The organism is Glutamicibacter sp. X7 (genome assembly GCF_054889245.1).
In genome coordinates, this window is sequence record NZ_CM142678.1 from 1 (window position 1) to 15,324 (window position 15,324).

Here is a 15,324-nt window from a genome sequence, read left to right on the forward strand (position 1 = left end):
GTGAGCAGCGATGAGACCAACAGCATCGGTAGCTCATGGCGCCAGGTGATTCGGCGCATCGAAGACAACGACCGGGTTTCGGCACGAAACCGGCCCTTTGTGTCCCTGGCTAAGCCCCAGGGGCTCATCGGAAAGACGCTCCTAGTTGCCGTTCCGAACGAGTTCACCCGAGACATTCTGCAAGGTCAGCTGCGCGAGCCTCTTGATGAAGCACTCCGTGAAGTGTTCCAGGATGAGATCTCCTGCGCAGTCAGCGTGGACTTGTCGTTAGCTTCCTCTGAGGACGAGCGAACTATCGAAGCGGCTCAGCCAAAGCAAAGTGCAGCTGAGGAAGAAATTGCCGAACCTGCACCCGGGCCGCGACTTCAGCCGGCACCTCAGCCGACTCCCCCGTCGAATTCACAAGAGTTCGGGCGTCTAAATCCGAAATACATCTTCGATACGTTCGTTATCGGCTCGTCGAACCGTTTTGCACATGCAGCAGCCGTAGCCGTTGCCGAAGCGCCGGCAAAGGCCTATAACCCTCTCTTCATTTATGGCGACTCCGGTCTCGGAAAAACTCACTTGTTGCATGCCATCGGCCACTACGCCCGCCACCTCTACAAGGGCATCCGTGTCCGATACGTCAACTCGGAAGAGTTCACCAACGACTTCATCAACTCAATTCGAGATGACGAAGGTGCGAGCTTCAAGCAGACCTATCGAAACGTTGACATCCTGCTCATTGACGATATTCAGTTCTTGGCTAACAAGGATGCGACGCAGGAAGAGTTCTTCCACACTTTCAATGCGTTGCACAACCACAACAAGCAAGTAGTCATCACCTCGGATCTGCCCCCGAAGCAATTGCAAGGATTTGAGGATCGTATGCGATCCCGCTTCGAATGGGGCCTGCTAACGGATATTCAGCCTCCCGAGCTCGAGACCCGCATTGCGATTTTGCGTAAGAAAGCTGATGCGGAGAATTTGTCCGCACCTAGCGACGTGATGGAGTACATCGCTTCCCGCATCTCAACGAATATTCGCGAGTTGGAGGGGGCGCTCATTCGTGTCACCGCTTTTGCGTCCCTCAATAATCAAAGCGTCGATCTCGCCCTAGCTGAGACTGTCCTCAAGGACCTGATCAGTGAGGATGGCGCCCAGGAAATCACCCCGTCGACCATCATCAAGCAAACCGCGGAATACTTTGGGCTGTCTATCGACGAACTGAATAGCAAGTCACGCACGCGCACGCTTGTTACTGCTCGGCAAATTGCGATGTATCTCCTGCGCGAGCTGACCGATATGTCACTGCCGAAAATTGGTGCCGAGCTCGGCGGACGTGATCACACCACGGTCATCCATGCAGATCGAAAGATTCGCGAGCTCATGGCAGAACGACGTGCGATCTTCAATCAGGTCACCGAGCTTACCAATCGCATCAAACAGAGCCAGCGCGAACTTTAATGCGATAACCACACCTGTGGATAATTTTGTGGATGATCTGGTGAGTACCTGCGGATAAACCTCAAACTCCGTGTGGATGGTCGTTAGGGTGAAACTGAGTATCAACACGCTCGTGAGACTCAGTCCCACTTTCGATCACAGATTGTTCACATGCACAATCGAGCTCGGATATGGGCTTTAACCGCTTCTCCACAGATTCCACAGGGGTTATTAACACTCCCACCTTTTAACCTTTTGCCTGCCAAATAACGAGACCACCACCTCGCGTGCCCGTTTCGAACGCCTCATGAGCTAACAACTCGTTAGCAAAACCACGTCTCGGCCACTTGCTGGAGCCATCAGGACAAAACACGAATCATCCAATGAGCCAATTGGCACACAGTTTGGGAACCAGAAGGATCAGCTACTCAACGCCCATGGCAAGATTGGATGAGTGGAGTCATTCGTATCTGCTCTATGCTTAAGAACTTGCCGGTGTGCTACTTATCGGCATTGACAACGACCAAAGGTTCCGAAAGGCGGATTGTTCGTGAAGTTCAGCGTTGAAAAGGATGTACTGGCCGATGCCGTATCCTGGACCGCTAAATCATTGGCACAGCGTCCGCCATCGCCCGTACTTGCTGGAATTCTGATTACGACCCATAACGGAGTCGTTCAGCTCGAAGGCTTTGATTACGAGATCTCATCTCATATTGAATTTGCAGCTGACATTGCCGAACAAGGTTCCATCTTGGTTTCGGGCAAGCTACTTGCAGAGATCACCCGCAGCTTGCCAAACTCCACAGTTACGTTGGAAACCGAAGGTGCCAAAGTCTTTCTGAGCTGTGGACGTTCACGCTTCAACTTGGCCACCATGCCCGTTGATGAATATCCTTCGCTACCTTCATTGCCCGAAGTATCTGGACGTGTCGATGGGCAAGTCTTTGCCGAGGCTGTAAGCCAAGTTATCGTTGCTGCGTCCAAGGATGACACGCTGCCCGTTCTCACCGGTATCAAGGTAGAGATCGAGAATGACCTCATTACCTTCCTGGCAACTGACCGCTATCGGCTAGCTATGCGCGAACTTCACTGGACTCCGAATAATCCAGAAATTTCTACCAGCTTCCTGATTAAAGCCAAGACGCTAAATGATGTTGCCAAGTCCTTGTCCAGCGCCGGTGATCTGGAGATCGCCATCAGCCAGAACGGTGAACTTGTCGGCTTCCAAAGCGCCAACCGCCGCACTACTTCCCTGTTGGTCAACGGAGATTACCCCAAGATCCGATCGTTGTTCCCCGATTCAACCCCAATCCACGCAACCGTTCGTACAAGCGAACTAATTGAAGCGGTCCGACGCGTTTCTGTTGTCGCTGAACGAAACACTCCAGTTCGATTGGCATTTGTCGACGGTCAAGTAACCCTCGATGCTGGCACCGGTGATGATGCCCAAGCTGAAGAGTCGATTGTTGCTGCCCTCCGCGGTGAAGACATCACTGTTGCTTTCAATCCGACCTACCTCAGCGAGGGTTTGGGAACCTTCAACACCGATTACGTTCGGTTCTCGTTCACTAGTGCACCGAAGCCTGCGATGTTGACCGGCCAGAAACAGATCGATGAAGACGATCAAAGCGAGTACCGCTATCTGGTCATGCCAGTTCGACTTCCAAACTCCAACTAACTAGTGGCCGCGGCAGTAATTGCGTACTGCCGCGGCACTTCAGGAATCTAAGGTGTTCATTTCTCAGCTGTCCTTGACGAGCTTCCGCTCTTATCAGCACGCCGAAGTGCAGCTAGTCGATGGCACAAACATTCTGATCGGGCCTAATGGAGTCGGTAAAACTAATATCGTCGAAGCCATTGGATATCTGGCGAATCTCTCTTCTCATCGCGTCAGCAATGATGCCCCACTGCTAAATTTCGGGGCACAGCGAGCACTTGTCCGCGGTACGGTTCACCGTGGTTCTCAACAAACGACGCTCGAGGTTGAGATCACCACAGGCAAGATCAATCGCGCACGGATCAACCGTGGTAACCCGGTCCGAGCCCGTGAAATTCTAGGGATTGTTCGCACAGTTCTGTTCGCACCCGAAGACCTAGCATTGGTTAAAGGAGACCCAGGTAATCGTCGACGCTTCCTTGACGAACTCTTAGTTTCTCTTCGCCCTGTCGAAGCAACAACCCGAAATGACTACGAGCGAATCGTGAAGCAGCGAAACGCCTTGCTCAAATCAGTTCGTGGGAAGTCGAAGCTCACTGCCTCGCAAGAAAATACCCTCACGGCTTGGGATCTGCAGCTAGCCTCCTGTGGCGCTCGGCTGATCCGAGGGAGGCTTGATGTTTTAGACAAGCTACAACCGTATCTCCAGGCGGCATATGCCGATCTTGCTGATGGCTCGAAACTAGCCAGCGCAAGCTATCGCAGTTCCTTGGTCGAGGAGAATTCAGAGAACTTGGCGCAAGATCTCAACACTCTCGATCAAAATCAGATCGAAGAGTTACTTCTTGAGGCACTCGAATCGAATCGATCCCGCGAACTGGACCGAGGCATCACCCTGTTCGGCCCACACCGTGATGATTTAGGTTTGCAGCTAGGGCTCACACCAGCCAAAGGTTATGCCTCACACGGCGAAACCTGGTCATTCGCTCTCGCCTTGCGTCTAGCTGCTTATCGGGTTTTCTGTGACGATGATCCGCGTCCCGGCTCGGGTCCAATTCTGATTCTCGACGACGTTTTTGCCGAACTCGATGCCACACGTCGAGCTCGACTGGCCCGAATCGTAGCCGGTGCTGAGCAGGTGATCGTCACCGCCGCGGTTCCCGAAGATGTTCCCGAAACACTTCAGGGACACTATTTCCAGGTCAGTCCGGGACAGGTCGCCGATGTTTGAGCAGGAACTTGATCCCGCGCAGGCATTGCTGAACCGGATGCGGAAACTAGCCGAAGAACGTGGTGAAACCCGTATGGACGCGGCGCGTTTAGCCCGGGTTCAAGCGCGGAAAAAACAGCGCGGCGGCCAACAATCAGGTTCGAGCAAAGATTCAAATGCTCCGGACCGGGATCCGCGAGCCATCGGTGATGTGGTGTCCCGCCTGTCCAAGTCTCGCGGGTGGAATACTCAGGTCGCGGTCGGATCCGTATTGGGTCGCTGGGCGGAACTTGTCGGAACCAACGTGGCCGAGCACTGCAAACCCGAATCCTTTGAGGATACGGTGGTTGTTGTCCGTTGTGATTCAACTTCGTGGGCTACGCAAATGCGCCTACTCAGCCACGAAATTCTCAAGAAATTTGATGCCGAGTTGGGACCGGGGATCGTGACGGTAATCCGGGTGCTTGGACCTAACGCTCCATCGTGGCGCCACGGTGGTCGTTCGGTTGCTGGCCGCGGCCCCCGCGATACCTACGGGTAGAAATCGCTGACGCTGCCTACGCCGCGTGAACGCCCCTGTCGGGTGCATCCCCCCTCAGCGACCAAGCGAGAAGCTCTCAGATCATGGTTTCTGTGCGTTCTATCCGGTGTTTTAGCTCGCCAGATCCGTGAAAAATACACATGACACGGTAGACTTAAGGTTACGTGTATTGTCGCAGCCTGAGCTCCGCTCGGGCGCATAGCACCCGATATTGGCAATCCTTAGGGGCCGCACTCTGGCACCGCGGGGATGTCGCGCGCAAATTTTGAGGAGTTCGTAGCACCAGTGTCTACTGAAAACACTTCGCCGCAGGAACCCGGGCAGCCCACAGAAACGGCCGACTCGATGACTTCAAAGGTCGAACATACCTATGGAGCCGAAGACATCACGGTGCTGGAAGGGCTCGAAGCCGTTCGCAAGCGTCCTGGCATGTACATCGGCTCTACCGGGCCGCGTGGTTTGCACCATCTGGTCTACGAGGTCGTAGATAACTCGGTTGACGAGGCGCTGGCAGGATACTGCGACACCATCGATGTGACCCTACAGGCCGACGGCGGCGTTCGCGTCGAAGATAACGGCCGAGGAATCCCCACCGATATGCACGCAACCGAAGGCAAGCCCGCGGTAGAGGTCGTGATGACGATCCTGCACGCCGGTGGTAAATTCGGCGGCGGCGGTTACGCCGTCTCCGGTGGCCTGCACGGCGTGGGTATTTCCGTGGTGAACGCGTTGTCGCGCCGTGTCGATACCGTGGTCCGACAAAAGGGGCATGCCTGGCGCATCTCGTTCGCCGACGGTGGCCGCACCACGATGCCGCTGACCAAGGGCGAGGAAACTCAGGCCACCGGCACCACGCAGACCTTCTATCCGGATCCGGAAATTTTCGAGACCGTCGAGTTCGATTTTGAGACGCTACGCGCGCGCTTCCAGCAGATGGCCTTCCTGAACAAGGGCCTACGCATTCGCCTGACCGATGAGCGTACTCATGAGCAGCCCGAGGTCGAGGTAGAGGACCAGGACGAGAAGGCAATTAAGCCTCGCGTTGTGGACTACCTCTACAAGGACGGTCTGCTCGACTACGTCAAGCACCTGAATGCTGCCAAGAAGGTCGAACTCGTCCACCCCGAGGTCATCGCGTTCGAATCCGAAGATAACGACCGCGGGATCAGCGTGGAAATCGCCATGCAGTGGACCACCGCTTACGCAGAGTCCGTGCATACCTACGCGAACACCATTAACACCCATGAGGGCGGTACCCACGAAGAAGGGTTCCGTGCCGCACTGACCGGCCTGCTCAACCGCTATGCCCGTGAGAACAAAATCCTGCGCGACAAGGACGATAACCTCACCGGCGACGACGTGCGCGAGGGTCTCACCGCCGTCATCTCGGTTAAGCTTTCCGAGCCGCAGTTCGAGGGCCAGACCAAGACCAAGCTTGGTAACTCCGTGGCGCGTGGCTTCGTGCAGGGCGTGGTCAACGACGAACTCGGTGACTGGCTCGGGCGTAATCCGATTCACGCCAAGGACATCATCCGCAAGGCACAGTTGGCCTCACAGGCACGCATGGCCGCGCGCAAGGCGCGAGACAACGCCCGCCGCAAGTCGCCGATGGAGTCCTTCGGCATGCCGGGCAAGCTCTCGGACTGCTCCTCGAAGAACCCCATCGAGTGCGAAATCTTCATGGTGGAGGGTGACTCCGCAGGTGGTTCGGCAAAGCGCGGACGCGATCCGCGCACCCAAGCGATCCTGCCGCTACGCGGCAAGATCCTGAACGTGGAACGTGCACGTTTGGACCGCGCGCTGGGTAACGCCGAAGTGCAGTCGATGATCACCGCCTTTGGCACGGGTATCGGCGAAGAGTTCGATATGTCCAAGCTGCGCTACCACAAGATCGTGTTGATGGCCGATGCCGACGTCGATGGACAGCACATCACCACGCTGCTGTTGACCCTGATCTTCCGCTTCATGCGGCCGTTGATCGAACATGGATACGTCTACTTGGCCTCGCCGCCGCTGTACCGCATCAAGTGGTCCAACGCAGCCCACGAATACGTCTTCACCGACCGCGAGCGCGATGAGGCTCTGGTTCGTGGGCAGGCAGCCAACAAGCGTCTTCCCAAGGAAAACGGCATCCAGCGTTACAAGGGTCTGGGCGAGATGGACTACTCGGAACTGTGGGACACCACCATGGATCCCTCGCACCGCACGCTGCGCCAGGTGGCGATGGACGATGCGGCCGCGGCCGACGAGGTCTTCTCGGTGCTCATGGGCGAGGATGTCGAATCCCGCCGCACCTTCATCCAGCAAAACGCCAAGGACGTCCGGTTCCTGGACATCTAGCCTCGACTTAGGGAAATAATGAGCGACGAGCAGAATCCGCAAGACAACCTAGAACCACAGGACGTAACCGCAGACGGGCCGGTGCTGGACCGCATCGATCAGGTGGACCTGCAGACCGAAATGCAGCGTTCCTACCTGGACTATGCAATGGCCGTGATCGTCGGCCGTGCACTGCCCGACGTGCGTGACGGCCTGAAGCCGGTGCACCGCCGCGTGATCTACGCAATGTACGACGGTGGCTACCGCCCGGACCGGTCCTACAACAAGTGCGCCCGCGTGGTCGGCGAAGTGATGGGTCAGTACCACCCGCACGGTGACTCGGCCATTTACGATGCGCTGGTCCGCCTCATCCAGGACTGGGTGATGCGCTACCCGCTGGCCCTGGGCCAGGGTAACTTCGGTTCGCCGGGTAACGACGGCGCGGCCGCACAGCGTTACACCGAGACCAAAATGGCCCCGCTGGCCATGGAAATGGTCCGCGACATCAACGAAGACACCGTTGATTTCCAGGACAACTACGACGGCAAGAACCAGGAACCGACGGTGCTGCCGGCGCGTTTCCCGAACCTCTTGGTCAACGGTTCCTCCGGTATCGCCGTGGGTATGGCCACCAACATTCCGCCGCATAACCTGCGCGAAGTGGCCGAGGGCGTGCAGTGGGCCCTCGAACACCCAGAGGCTAGCCGCGAAGAGCTGCTGGCCGCACTGATGCAGCGCATCAAGGGCCCCGATTTCCCGTCGGGCGCCATGATTCTGGGCACCAAGGGCATCGCCGACGCCTACCGGACCGGTCGCGGCTCGATCACCATGCGTGCGGTGGTCAACGTCGAGGAAATTCAAGGCCGCACCTGCCTCGTGGTGACCGAGCTACCGTACATGGCCAACCCGGATAACCTTGCGGTGAAGATTGCCGAACTTGTCCGCGACGGCAAGATCTCGGGCATCGCCGATATGCGCGATGAAACCTCGGGCCGTACCGGCCAGCGCCTGGTCATCGTGCTTAAGCGCGATGCCGTGGCCAAGGTCGTGCTGAACAACCTGTACAAGCACACGCAGCTGCAGGAGAACTTCTCGGCCAACATGTTGGCCATTGTGGACGGCGTGCCGCGCACCCTGCCGCTGGATGGGTTCATCCGTCACTGGATTACCCACCAGATCGAGGTCATTGTTCGGCGCACCAAGTTCCGCCTGAAGAAGGCCGAGGACGAGGCCCACATCCTCGAGGGCCTGCTCAAGGCACTCGATGCGTTGGATGAGGTCATCGCCTTGATTCGCGCCTCGGCCACGGTCGAAGATGCTCGCGAGGGACTGAAGAGCCTGCTGGAGATCGACGACGATCAGGCGCGCGCCATCCTCGATATGCAGCTGCGTAAGCTCGCCGCGCTGGAACGCCAGAAGATTCTCGACGATTACGACCGCCTGATGGCGATGATCACCGAGTTCAAGGCGATCCTGGCCTCCGAATCGCGACAGCGTGAGATCGTTTCCGAGGAACTGGCCGAGATCGTCGAGAAGCACGGGGACGAGCGCCGCACCAAGATTCTCATGGGCTTCGACGGTGACATGAGCGTCGAGGACCTCATTCCAGAAGAGGAAATGGTCGTCACCATTACCCGCGGCGGCTACGTGAAGCGCACCCGGATCGATAACTACCGCTCGCAAGCGCGCGGCGGTAAGGGCATCAAGGGCGCTTCCCTGCGCGGGGACGACGTGGTGGAGCACTTCTTCGTCACCTCAACGCACAACTGGCTGCTGTTCTTCACCAACCACGGCCGCGTCTACCGCGCCAAGTGCTACGAACTGGCCGAGGCCGGTCGCGACGCCAAGGGGCAACACGTGGCCAACGTGATGGCCTTCCAGCCGGATGAGCACATCGCCCAAGTGCTGGACCTGCGTACCTACCAGGACGCCGAGTACCTGATGCTGGCCACCCGCAATGGTCTGGTGAAGAAAACCCGCCTGGCGGATTACGATACGAACCGCACCGCCGGTTTGATCGCGATCAACCTGCGCGAGGACGATGAACTGGTCTCTGCGCAGCTGTTGCACCCTACCGATGATGTGATGCTTGTCTCGCGCAAGGGTCAGTCGGTGCGCTTTACGGCTACCGATACCGCGATGCGCCCGATGGGTCGTGCGACCTCCGGTGTGACGGGCATGAAATTCCGTGACGACGACACCCTGCTGGCCGCCGACGTGGTACGCGAAGACTCCTACGTTTTCACCGTCACCCACGAAGGCTACGCCAAGCGCACCGAGGTGGCCGAATACCGCGTTCAGTCCCGTGGTGGTCTGGGCATTAAGGTCGCCAAGCTGGCCGAAGAGCGCGGCGAATTGGTCGGTGCACTGATCGTCGAGGAGACCGACGAAGTGCTCGTGGTCATGGAGTCGGGCAAGGTTGTTCGCTCCTCGGTGAGCCAGGTTCCTTCCAAGGGCCGCGACACCATGGGCGTGATCTTCGCGAAGCCGGATAAGAAGGATCGCATCATCGCCGTCGCTAAGAATTCGGAGACGGGGCTCGAAGAGAACTCCGAGGAAGATGGCGTAACGTTAAACGAAGAAAATACGACCACTGAATCATCTGACGTACCGGCAACACCAGTTCAGACTGCGACGGATGAAACCAACGACGGAGGTAACGCATGAGTACGCCCTCGACGCCTCGCCCAAACGGTAATCCGCCCCAGGCAGGTGCCCCGCGCGCAACTCAGGTGAAGCGCCCAACCACCCCTGCGGGTAACAACCCGCGTCCGGCAGGCGCCTCGGGTGCACGTCCGGCCGGGGCACGTCCCGCCGGCGCGCAGCGCCCGGCCGGATCCTCCGCACGTCCGACCGGAAGCCAGCAGCGCCCGTCCGGCAACCAGGAGCGCCTGGTGCGCCCTGCCCCGAAGGCTAAGGTGCGTAAGGCACGCCTGCTGGTATCCAAGGTCGAGCCCTTCTCAGTGCTCAAGCTTGCCTTCCTGCTTTCGGTCGGCTTTGGTGTGCTGACCGTGGTGGCCGGCGTGGCGATCTGGGGCGTGCTGGATCTGACCGGCACCTTCGATGTGTTCAACCAGCTGATGCGTGACGCGATTGGTGCGGACAGTAGTTTCGATCTGCGCACCGCCATGTCGCTGGGTCAGGTTGCTTCGTACTCGACCATCATTGCCGTGGTGAACGTCGTGGTCATTTCCGTGCTTTCGATGCTCGGTGCGGTGCTATACAACATCGCAGCCTCGCTGGTCGGCGGTATCGGCGTGACCCTGACCGACGACTAATAGTCACTGGTCGAGCCCGGGAAAAGTGCTGTGACGCATGACACCCGGGCTCGATTTGTGTCTGTAGCCAATCACCGGTAAAGTTTTATTTCGTTCCAAAGAGAACGGAACAGGTAAGGGCGTATAGCTCAGGCGGTTAGAGCGCTTCGCTGATAACGAAGAGGTCCCAAGTTCAAGTCTTGGTACGCCCACGGAAACCTTGCCTAATGGAAGGGATGGAAGAATGAAAAAGCTTCTACTCCTGGGAACCCTAGCTGCGGTAGCGGCTGTGGTTTACAAGAAGGTCAAGGCTTCTTCGGAAACCAAGGTTACCTGGCAAAAGGTAACTGACACGGTATCCTAACCCTTACGGGGCCTTAGCTCAGTTGGTAGAGCGCCTGCTTTGCAAGCAGGATGTCAGGAGTTCGAATCTCCTAGGCTCCACAAGAAAGAAGAACCCCGGACATTGTCCGGGGTTCTTCTTTTTCTCCCTCCCTTTAGCGCGGTGCGCTAGCCGCCGCCTGGGAGATGTGCCGTGGGCCGATAGGTCAACTCCACGATTCGCCCGTCGAAAACCCGCTCGGAAACGAGCTCGAGGTCGAAATCTTGGACCGCAGTGAAGATCGGTCGGGTCCCGGTGCGACCGGTGAGCACCGGAAACATGGTGACCTGAACATAATCGACCAATCCGGCGTTTAACAGGGCGCTATTTAGCATCAAACTGCCATGGGAACGCAGCGGCCGCTCAGCGTGATGCTTGAGCTCGGTGACTATCTCGACGGCGTCACCGCGCGCCACCTGTACATCCGGCCAATCCAGCGGTTCGTCCAAGGTTGAAGATATGACGGTCGTGGGCTGAAATTTCATCCGAGTGTTCACCGGGTCGCTGGCCTCGGAGTCCCGGCTCAGTGCCCCAAGGAATTTTTGAAACATCCGAAAAGTCGCCGCTCCAAGTACCAGTTGCATTTCGGCCGCGTACTGCTCGGCTCGATGCGCGAGGAATTCCGGACCTTGCTTACCCCAATAGCCACCCCAGTCCCCTTCGGGACCGAAAGATCCGTAGCCATCGAGGCTACAGAGAACGTCGAATGTATAGCTGGCGGGCATGAGAACCTTCTCTCTGGCGTGGCGATGACATGGAGCCTACAGCCGCAGACCCCGAGATTGAAGAGCCCGAAGTATTGCCACCACTTCGCACGAGGTGCCACGATGGAGACAAACAGCGCCATCACATGGCGGTTCGTCGACTCGCGAGGGGATCCCAATGCACCTCGAACGTCGTGCCCGCAATGTGCAGTGGCAATCCGTCGCCCGCCGTCACCTCACGGAGCCTGGAACATGATTGAGCAGTGCAGGGCCGACGAAGTAGGCGAAGGCTACCGAGAAGATATCGCCGGCGTTCTCGCACACGGCTTCGCCGAGGATTTTGCCTTCTTCTCCCCCGATCCTGCGCGGGTGGCCGCTGCCTTCGCCCACATGCTGATCCTTGAACGCTTCTACGTGGCCCTCGTCGATGGGCACCCCGCGGCCGTGGCCTCGCTGACCACCGGTGAGCAAGAGTGCTTTGCACTGGTCGCCGCCGAGCTCCGGGCGCATCTGGGAGCGATTCGCGGATCGATCAGCTACCAGATCGTGCGCAGCCAATTTCTCGGGGCGTACCCCGAGCCCAGCCCGGATCTTGCGGAAATCGGCTTCGTTACCACGGCACCGGGCTTTCGACGTCGTGGCCTGGCTAGGGCGCTGATGCAGCATCTGGTGAGCGACACTGGCTTTCAACGCTTTGTGTTGCGAGACATCAAGGACACTAATCAGGCGGCACTGCAGCTGTACCGGGGTTTGGGATTTCGTGAGTACGAACGACGTCCGGTGCGTTTCGCCCGACGAGCGGGATTTCACGAGTACCTATCGCTGCGCCTCGAGACCGACAGCGCGGGCGATTCATGAACGTACTATTGACTGCCGGGAGATGAAATGAAGCTAACCCTGACACAGTTTGTGACCCTCGATGGCGTGAGCCAGGGCCCTGGCTCCCCTACGGAGGATCAGAGCGACGGATTCACCCGAGGCGGGTGGTTTGTGCCCTTCATTGATGACGACTTCCTGCAACAGGCCTCCCAGTGGCTCGACGCCGCGGATGGGTTACTCTTTGGGCGGCGTACCTACCTTGCCTTTGCCCGCGACTGGCCGCAGATTGAAGAACCAGATCCGTTCACGGTGCGCATGAATACGTTGCCAAAATACGTGGTCAGTAGCACCCTGAAGACGGGCGAGTGGAAACCGACGACGGTGCTTTATTCGAATGTCGTGGCGCAGATCAGTGCGTTGAAGGGAAAAGCCGGAGACGAACTACAAATCCACGGTAGCTCCGTTCTTGCAGCCTCGCTGCTGGATGCCGGGCTGATCGATTCCATCCGACTGGCTGTCGCCCCGGTAGTACTGGGCCAGGGCCGACGCCTATTTACCGGGCACCGTGATTCCTCCTTTGAGCTCACCAGCCAACGCGTCACCTCGACAGGCCTGACCCTCCTCGAATTTTCCTATGCCGGCGCGGTTCAGACTGAAGAATACTCGGGGGTTGTGCCCCGCGACTGAACGCTACGCTTAGCTGGCGGCGTATGAGCGGCACACGCTCCGGTAATGGGTCAAGAGCCGGTCCCCGATGGATTCCCACGAACGGCCTTGTACGGCCCTCTGAGCGGCCTGCCCGAAGGCCAAGCGTTTTGCATCGTCATAGGCCAGATCGACGACACGGGCGCGTAGATCATCGAGCGCACCGGGTTGGTACAGCCAGCCGGTCCGTGAAGAATCAACGAGGTCCAGTGGTCCCCCGCGTCCCACCGCCACGACGGGAACGGCACAGGCCATGGACTCCTGAATGGTTTGGCAGAATGTTTCGGACTCCCCGGTGTGGACGAAGACATCCAGCGAAGCCATCACGGACGCGAGCCGGGTCCCGGAGAGGAATCCGGTGAAGTGTGCTCCGGGAAGTGCCTGACGCAGGCTCGGTTCCATGGGGCCGGAGCCAACGATGACCAGCCGCGTATTCTCGAGATCGTTGAGCACACGCAGATCCTCGACCTGTTTTTCGGCGGCCAGACGGCCAACGAAACCGATCAGCCGCTCACCGTTCGGCGCGATGGCCTTGCGGAATGCGGCGTCTCTGCGTGTGGGCGTGAACTGCTCGGTGTCGACGCCGCGGCCCAGCAACGATAGGCGTTGTACACCGAGGGCGGACAACTGATCTCGGGAGAAGCTGCTGGGTACGAGGGTTAGATCCGCGCTGCTGTGCACCGTGCGCACGTGATCCCACAAGCGCTGGGTGAGCCACGGCATCTTGTACCGGTTGGCGTAGTTCGGTACTTCGGTTTGATACATCGCCACGGTGGGTATCCCCAACTGCTCTGCAGCGCACTGTGCCTTCCAGCCCAGAACAAACGGACTAGCTAAGTGGACGACATCTGGCCGGATATCGGCCAGCAACCTGCGCAAACGAAGCGTACTGACGGTGGCCAGACGCACTGCCGGATAGGTCGCCAGTGGCACAGAAGGAACCGTATGCACGGGGAAACCATGAGCAGACCCTGGCACTCCCTTGCCGCGTAGTTCGTCTAGCCGAGCGGCCGCCGGGCAAATGACAACCGCCTCGTGCCCTCGCGCCGCAAAATGCTCCAGTGCACGTAGCACCGAGTTCGTGACGCCGTTGAAGTGTGGAAGAAATGACTCTGCGATGATTGCGATCTTCACAGCACCAGCATGCTGGTCGAGGGTAACTTCCCCATGAACACGATTCTGGCAGTGGCTTAACAACATATGCCGATAGTTTTCGTCGGAAGGTCCGCGTGGCAGGATAATCAGGTGCCGGATAAAAACTCGAGCGTGGCGTCAGCTGACACCGAAACACGCAATTCCTATATCGCCGTACTGCTGTTCCCTGTACTGATTCTTGCCGGTGGCGCGCTCGGTGCTCTCATGCCAGAGCCTTTCCTCCCACTTTCGGGACTGATCAATCCCATGCTCATGGTGATCATGTTCGGCATGGGGCTAACTTTGACCTTCCCGGACTTTGCACTGGTCGCGAAGAATCCCTGGCCCGTCGCTGGCGGAGTTCTGGCACAATTTTTGGTCATGCCACTGCTGGGATGGGCGGTAGCCGTAGCGCTTCAGCTCGATCCGATGCTCGCCGCGGGCATCATCCTCGTTGGGTGCGCACCGGGCGGAACGGCCTCCAACGTGGTGTCTTATCTGGCCCGCGGGGATATCGCGCTGTCGGTGGCGATGACTAGCGTCTCCACCCTGCTGGCTCCGATCTTTACCCCACTGCTCACGCTCTGGCTTGCGGGCCAGTACCTACCGGTGGATGCCGGATCCATGGCCCTTAGCGTGGTGCAGATCGTGCTCATCCCAATCATCGGCGGTCTGGTGGTTCGGGCGCTGTTCCAGAAGCTTGTGCAACGACTGGTACCTGCGCTGCCATGGGTATCGGTGCTGGCCATCGCCTTTGTGGTCACGATCGTGGTGGCCGCCAGTGCGCAGACGCTGTTTGCCGCCGGGTGGCTTGTCCTACTGGCCGTAGTGATTCACAACGGACTTGGCCTATTGTTGGGTTATGGCATAGGTCGTGTGTTGCGGCTACCTGAAGCCTCACGACGAACTGTCTCCGTCGAGGTAGGAATGCAGAACTCTGGACTGGCCGCGGGCTTGGCAAAACAGTATTTCGCCCCCGAGGCTGCGCTGCCCGGAGCAGTATTCTCGGTTTGGCATAACTTGTCTGGCGCATTGGTTGCCGCCTACTGGCGCCGCAAAGGAATAACCAAGTAAAAGGTGTTTGACTTGGTTATATGCTCTAAATGAAATCTATTGTTAGTGCTGAGTTTGGCGCAGCGGAAGATCGGTCAATCGGTCCGTGAAAATACGG

13 protein-coding genes and 2 tRNA genes are annotated in these 15,324 nt (G+C 58.3%); 13 read left to right on the forward strand and 2 right to left on the reverse strand.

What is annotated here, in order from left to right; translation table 11 throughout:
* The 10 genes from dnaA to ACYU0X_RS00050 all read left to right on the forward strand — a co-directional run bounded on the left by dnaA (position 1) and on the right by ACYU0X_RS00050 (position 10,853).
* Positions 1-1,446 (forward strand): chromosomal replication initiator protein DnaA, encoded by a 1,446-nt coding sequence (dnaA, locus tag ACYU0X_RS00005; RefSeq protein ID WP_418907939.1) that lies wholly within the window; start codon positions 1-3, stop codon positions 1,444-1,446.
* 529 nt (positions 1,447-1,975) lie between these two features.
* Entirely contained in the window at positions 1,976-3,103 is a 1,128-nt protein-coding gene (gene dnaN, locus ACYU0X_RS00010; RefSeq protein WP_418907940.1) for a DNA polymerase III subunit beta, read from the forward strand.
* A 52-nt stretch (positions 3,104-3,155) separates the two neighbouring features.
* A complete protein-coding gene (recF, locus tag ACYU0X_RS00015) occupies positions 3,156-4,313 on the forward strand; it encodes a DNA replication/repair protein RecF (RefSeq protein WP_418907941.1) in 1,158 nt (385 codons plus the stop codon).
* Entirely contained in the window at positions 4,306-4,833 is a 528-nt protein-coding gene (locus tag ACYU0X_RS00020) for a DciA family protein (RefSeq protein WP_418907942.1), read from the forward strand. Before recF ends, ACYU0X_RS00020 begins: the two co-directional genes overlap by 8 nt.
* Before the next feature lie 345 nt (positions 4,834-5,178).
* Positions 5,179-7,173 (forward strand): DNA topoisomerase (ATP-hydrolyzing) subunit B, encoded by a 1,995-nt coding sequence (gyrB, locus tag ACYU0X_RS00025; protein WP_418909350.1) that lies wholly within the window; start codon positions 5,179-5,181, stop codon positions 7,171-7,173.
* Between the two features lie 18 nt (positions 7,174-7,191).
* Positions 7,192-9,819, forward strand: a complete 2,628-nt coding sequence (gene gyrA / locus ACYU0X_RS00030) for a DNA gyrase subunit A (protein WP_418907943.1) — start codon at positions 7,192-7,194, stop codon at positions 9,817-9,819.
* The gene (locus tag ACYU0X_RS00035) at positions 9,816-10,430 is read left to right on the forward strand and encodes a DUF3566 domain-containing protein (protein WP_418907944.1); all 615 of its coding nucleotides are present in this window, start codon (positions 9,816-9,818) and stop codon (positions 10,428-10,430) included. Before gyrA ends, ACYU0X_RS00035 begins: the two co-directional genes overlap by 4 nt.
* Positions 10,431-10,547: 117 nt before the next feature.
* Positions 10,548-10,621 (forward strand) — tRNA-Ile (locus ACYU0X_RS00040).
* A gap of 32 nt (positions 10,622-10,653) precedes the next feature.
* Positions 10,654-10,773: a DLW-39 family protein gene (locus ACYU0X_RS00045; protein WP_309410328.1), complete on the forward strand. Its 120-nt coding sequence runs from the start codon at positions 10,654-10,656 to the stop codon at positions 10,771-10,773.
* A gap of 7 nt (positions 10,774-10,780) precedes the next feature.
* Positions 10,781-10,853, forward strand: a tRNA-Ala gene (locus tag ACYU0X_RS00050).
* Between the two features lie 66 nt (positions 10,854-10,919).
* Here the strand turns inward: ACYU0X_RS00050 and ACYU0X_RS00055 are convergent.
* Positions 10,920-11,516, reverse strand: coding sequence for a dihydrofolate reductase family protein (locus ACYU0X_RS00055; RefSeq protein WP_418907945.1), 597 nt, complete (start codon positions 11,514-11,516; stop codon positions 10,920-10,922).
* 231 nt (positions 11,517-11,747) lie between these two features.
* Here ACYU0X_RS00055 and ACYU0X_RS00060 point away from each other — a divergent pair, with 231 nt between their 5' ends.
* Both ACYU0X_RS00060 and ACYU0X_RS00065 read left to right on the forward strand, forming a co-directional pair.
* Entirely contained in the window at positions 11,748-12,353 is a 606-nt protein-coding gene (locus ACYU0X_RS00060; RefSeq protein ID WP_418907946.1) for a GNAT family N-acetyltransferase, read from the forward strand.
* A gap of 27 nt (positions 12,354-12,380) precedes the next feature.
* Entirely contained in the window at positions 12,381-13,001 is a 621-nt protein-coding gene (locus tag ACYU0X_RS00065; protein WP_418907947.1) for a dihydrofolate reductase family protein, read from the forward strand.
* Between the two features lie 9 nt (positions 13,002-13,010).
* On the opposite strand, the gene ACYU0X_RS00070 is transcribed toward ACYU0X_RS00065, so the two are convergent.
* Positions 13,011-14,153 (reverse strand): glycosyltransferase family 4 protein, encoded by a 1,143-nt coding sequence (locus tag ACYU0X_RS00070; protein ID WP_461901764.1) that lies wholly within the window; start codon positions 14,151-14,153, stop codon positions 13,011-13,013.
* A 132-nt stretch (positions 14,154-14,285) separates the two neighbouring features.
* On the opposite strand from ACYU0X_RS00070, the gene ACYU0X_RS00075 reads away from it, so the two are divergent.
* Entirely contained in the window at positions 14,286-15,227 is a 942-nt protein-coding gene (locus tag ACYU0X_RS00075; protein WP_461901765.1) for a bile acid:sodium symporter family protein, read from the forward strand.
* Positions 15,228-15,324: the final 97 nt, after the last annotated feature.

Coding starts and splice junctions, on each gene's coding strand:
- ACYU0X_RS00065 (WP_418907947.1), top strand. CDS start 12,381: ATGAAGCTAACCCTGACACAGTTTGTGACCCTCGATGGCGTGAGCCAG.
- ACYU0X_RS00055 (WP_418907945.1), bottom strand. CDS start 11,516: ATGCCCGCCAGCTATACATTCGACGTTCTCTGTAGCCTCGATGGCTAC.
- ACYU0X_RS00020 (WP_418907942.1), top strand. CDS start 4,306: ATGTTTGAGCAGGAACTTGATCCCGCGCAGGCATTGCTGAACCGGATG.
- ACYU0X_RS00035 (WP_418907944.1), top strand. CDS start 9,816: ATGAGTACGCCCTCGACGCCTCGCCCAAACGGTAATCCGCCCCAGGCA.
- gyrB (WP_418909350.1), top strand. CDS start 5,179: ATGACTTCAAAGGTCGAACATACCTATGGAGCCGAAGACATCACGGTG.
- ACYU0X_RS00060 (WP_418907946.1), top strand. CDS start 11,748: ATGATTGAGCAGTGCAGGGCCGACGAAGTAGGCGAAGGCTACCGAGAA.
- gyrA (WP_418907943.1), top strand. CDS start 7,192: ATGAGCGACGAGCAGAATCCGCAAGACAACCTAGAACCACAGGACGTA.
- ACYU0X_RS00045 (WP_309410328.1), top strand. CDS start 10,654: ATGAAAAAGCTTCTACTCCTGGGAACCCTAGCTGCGGTAGCGGCTGTG.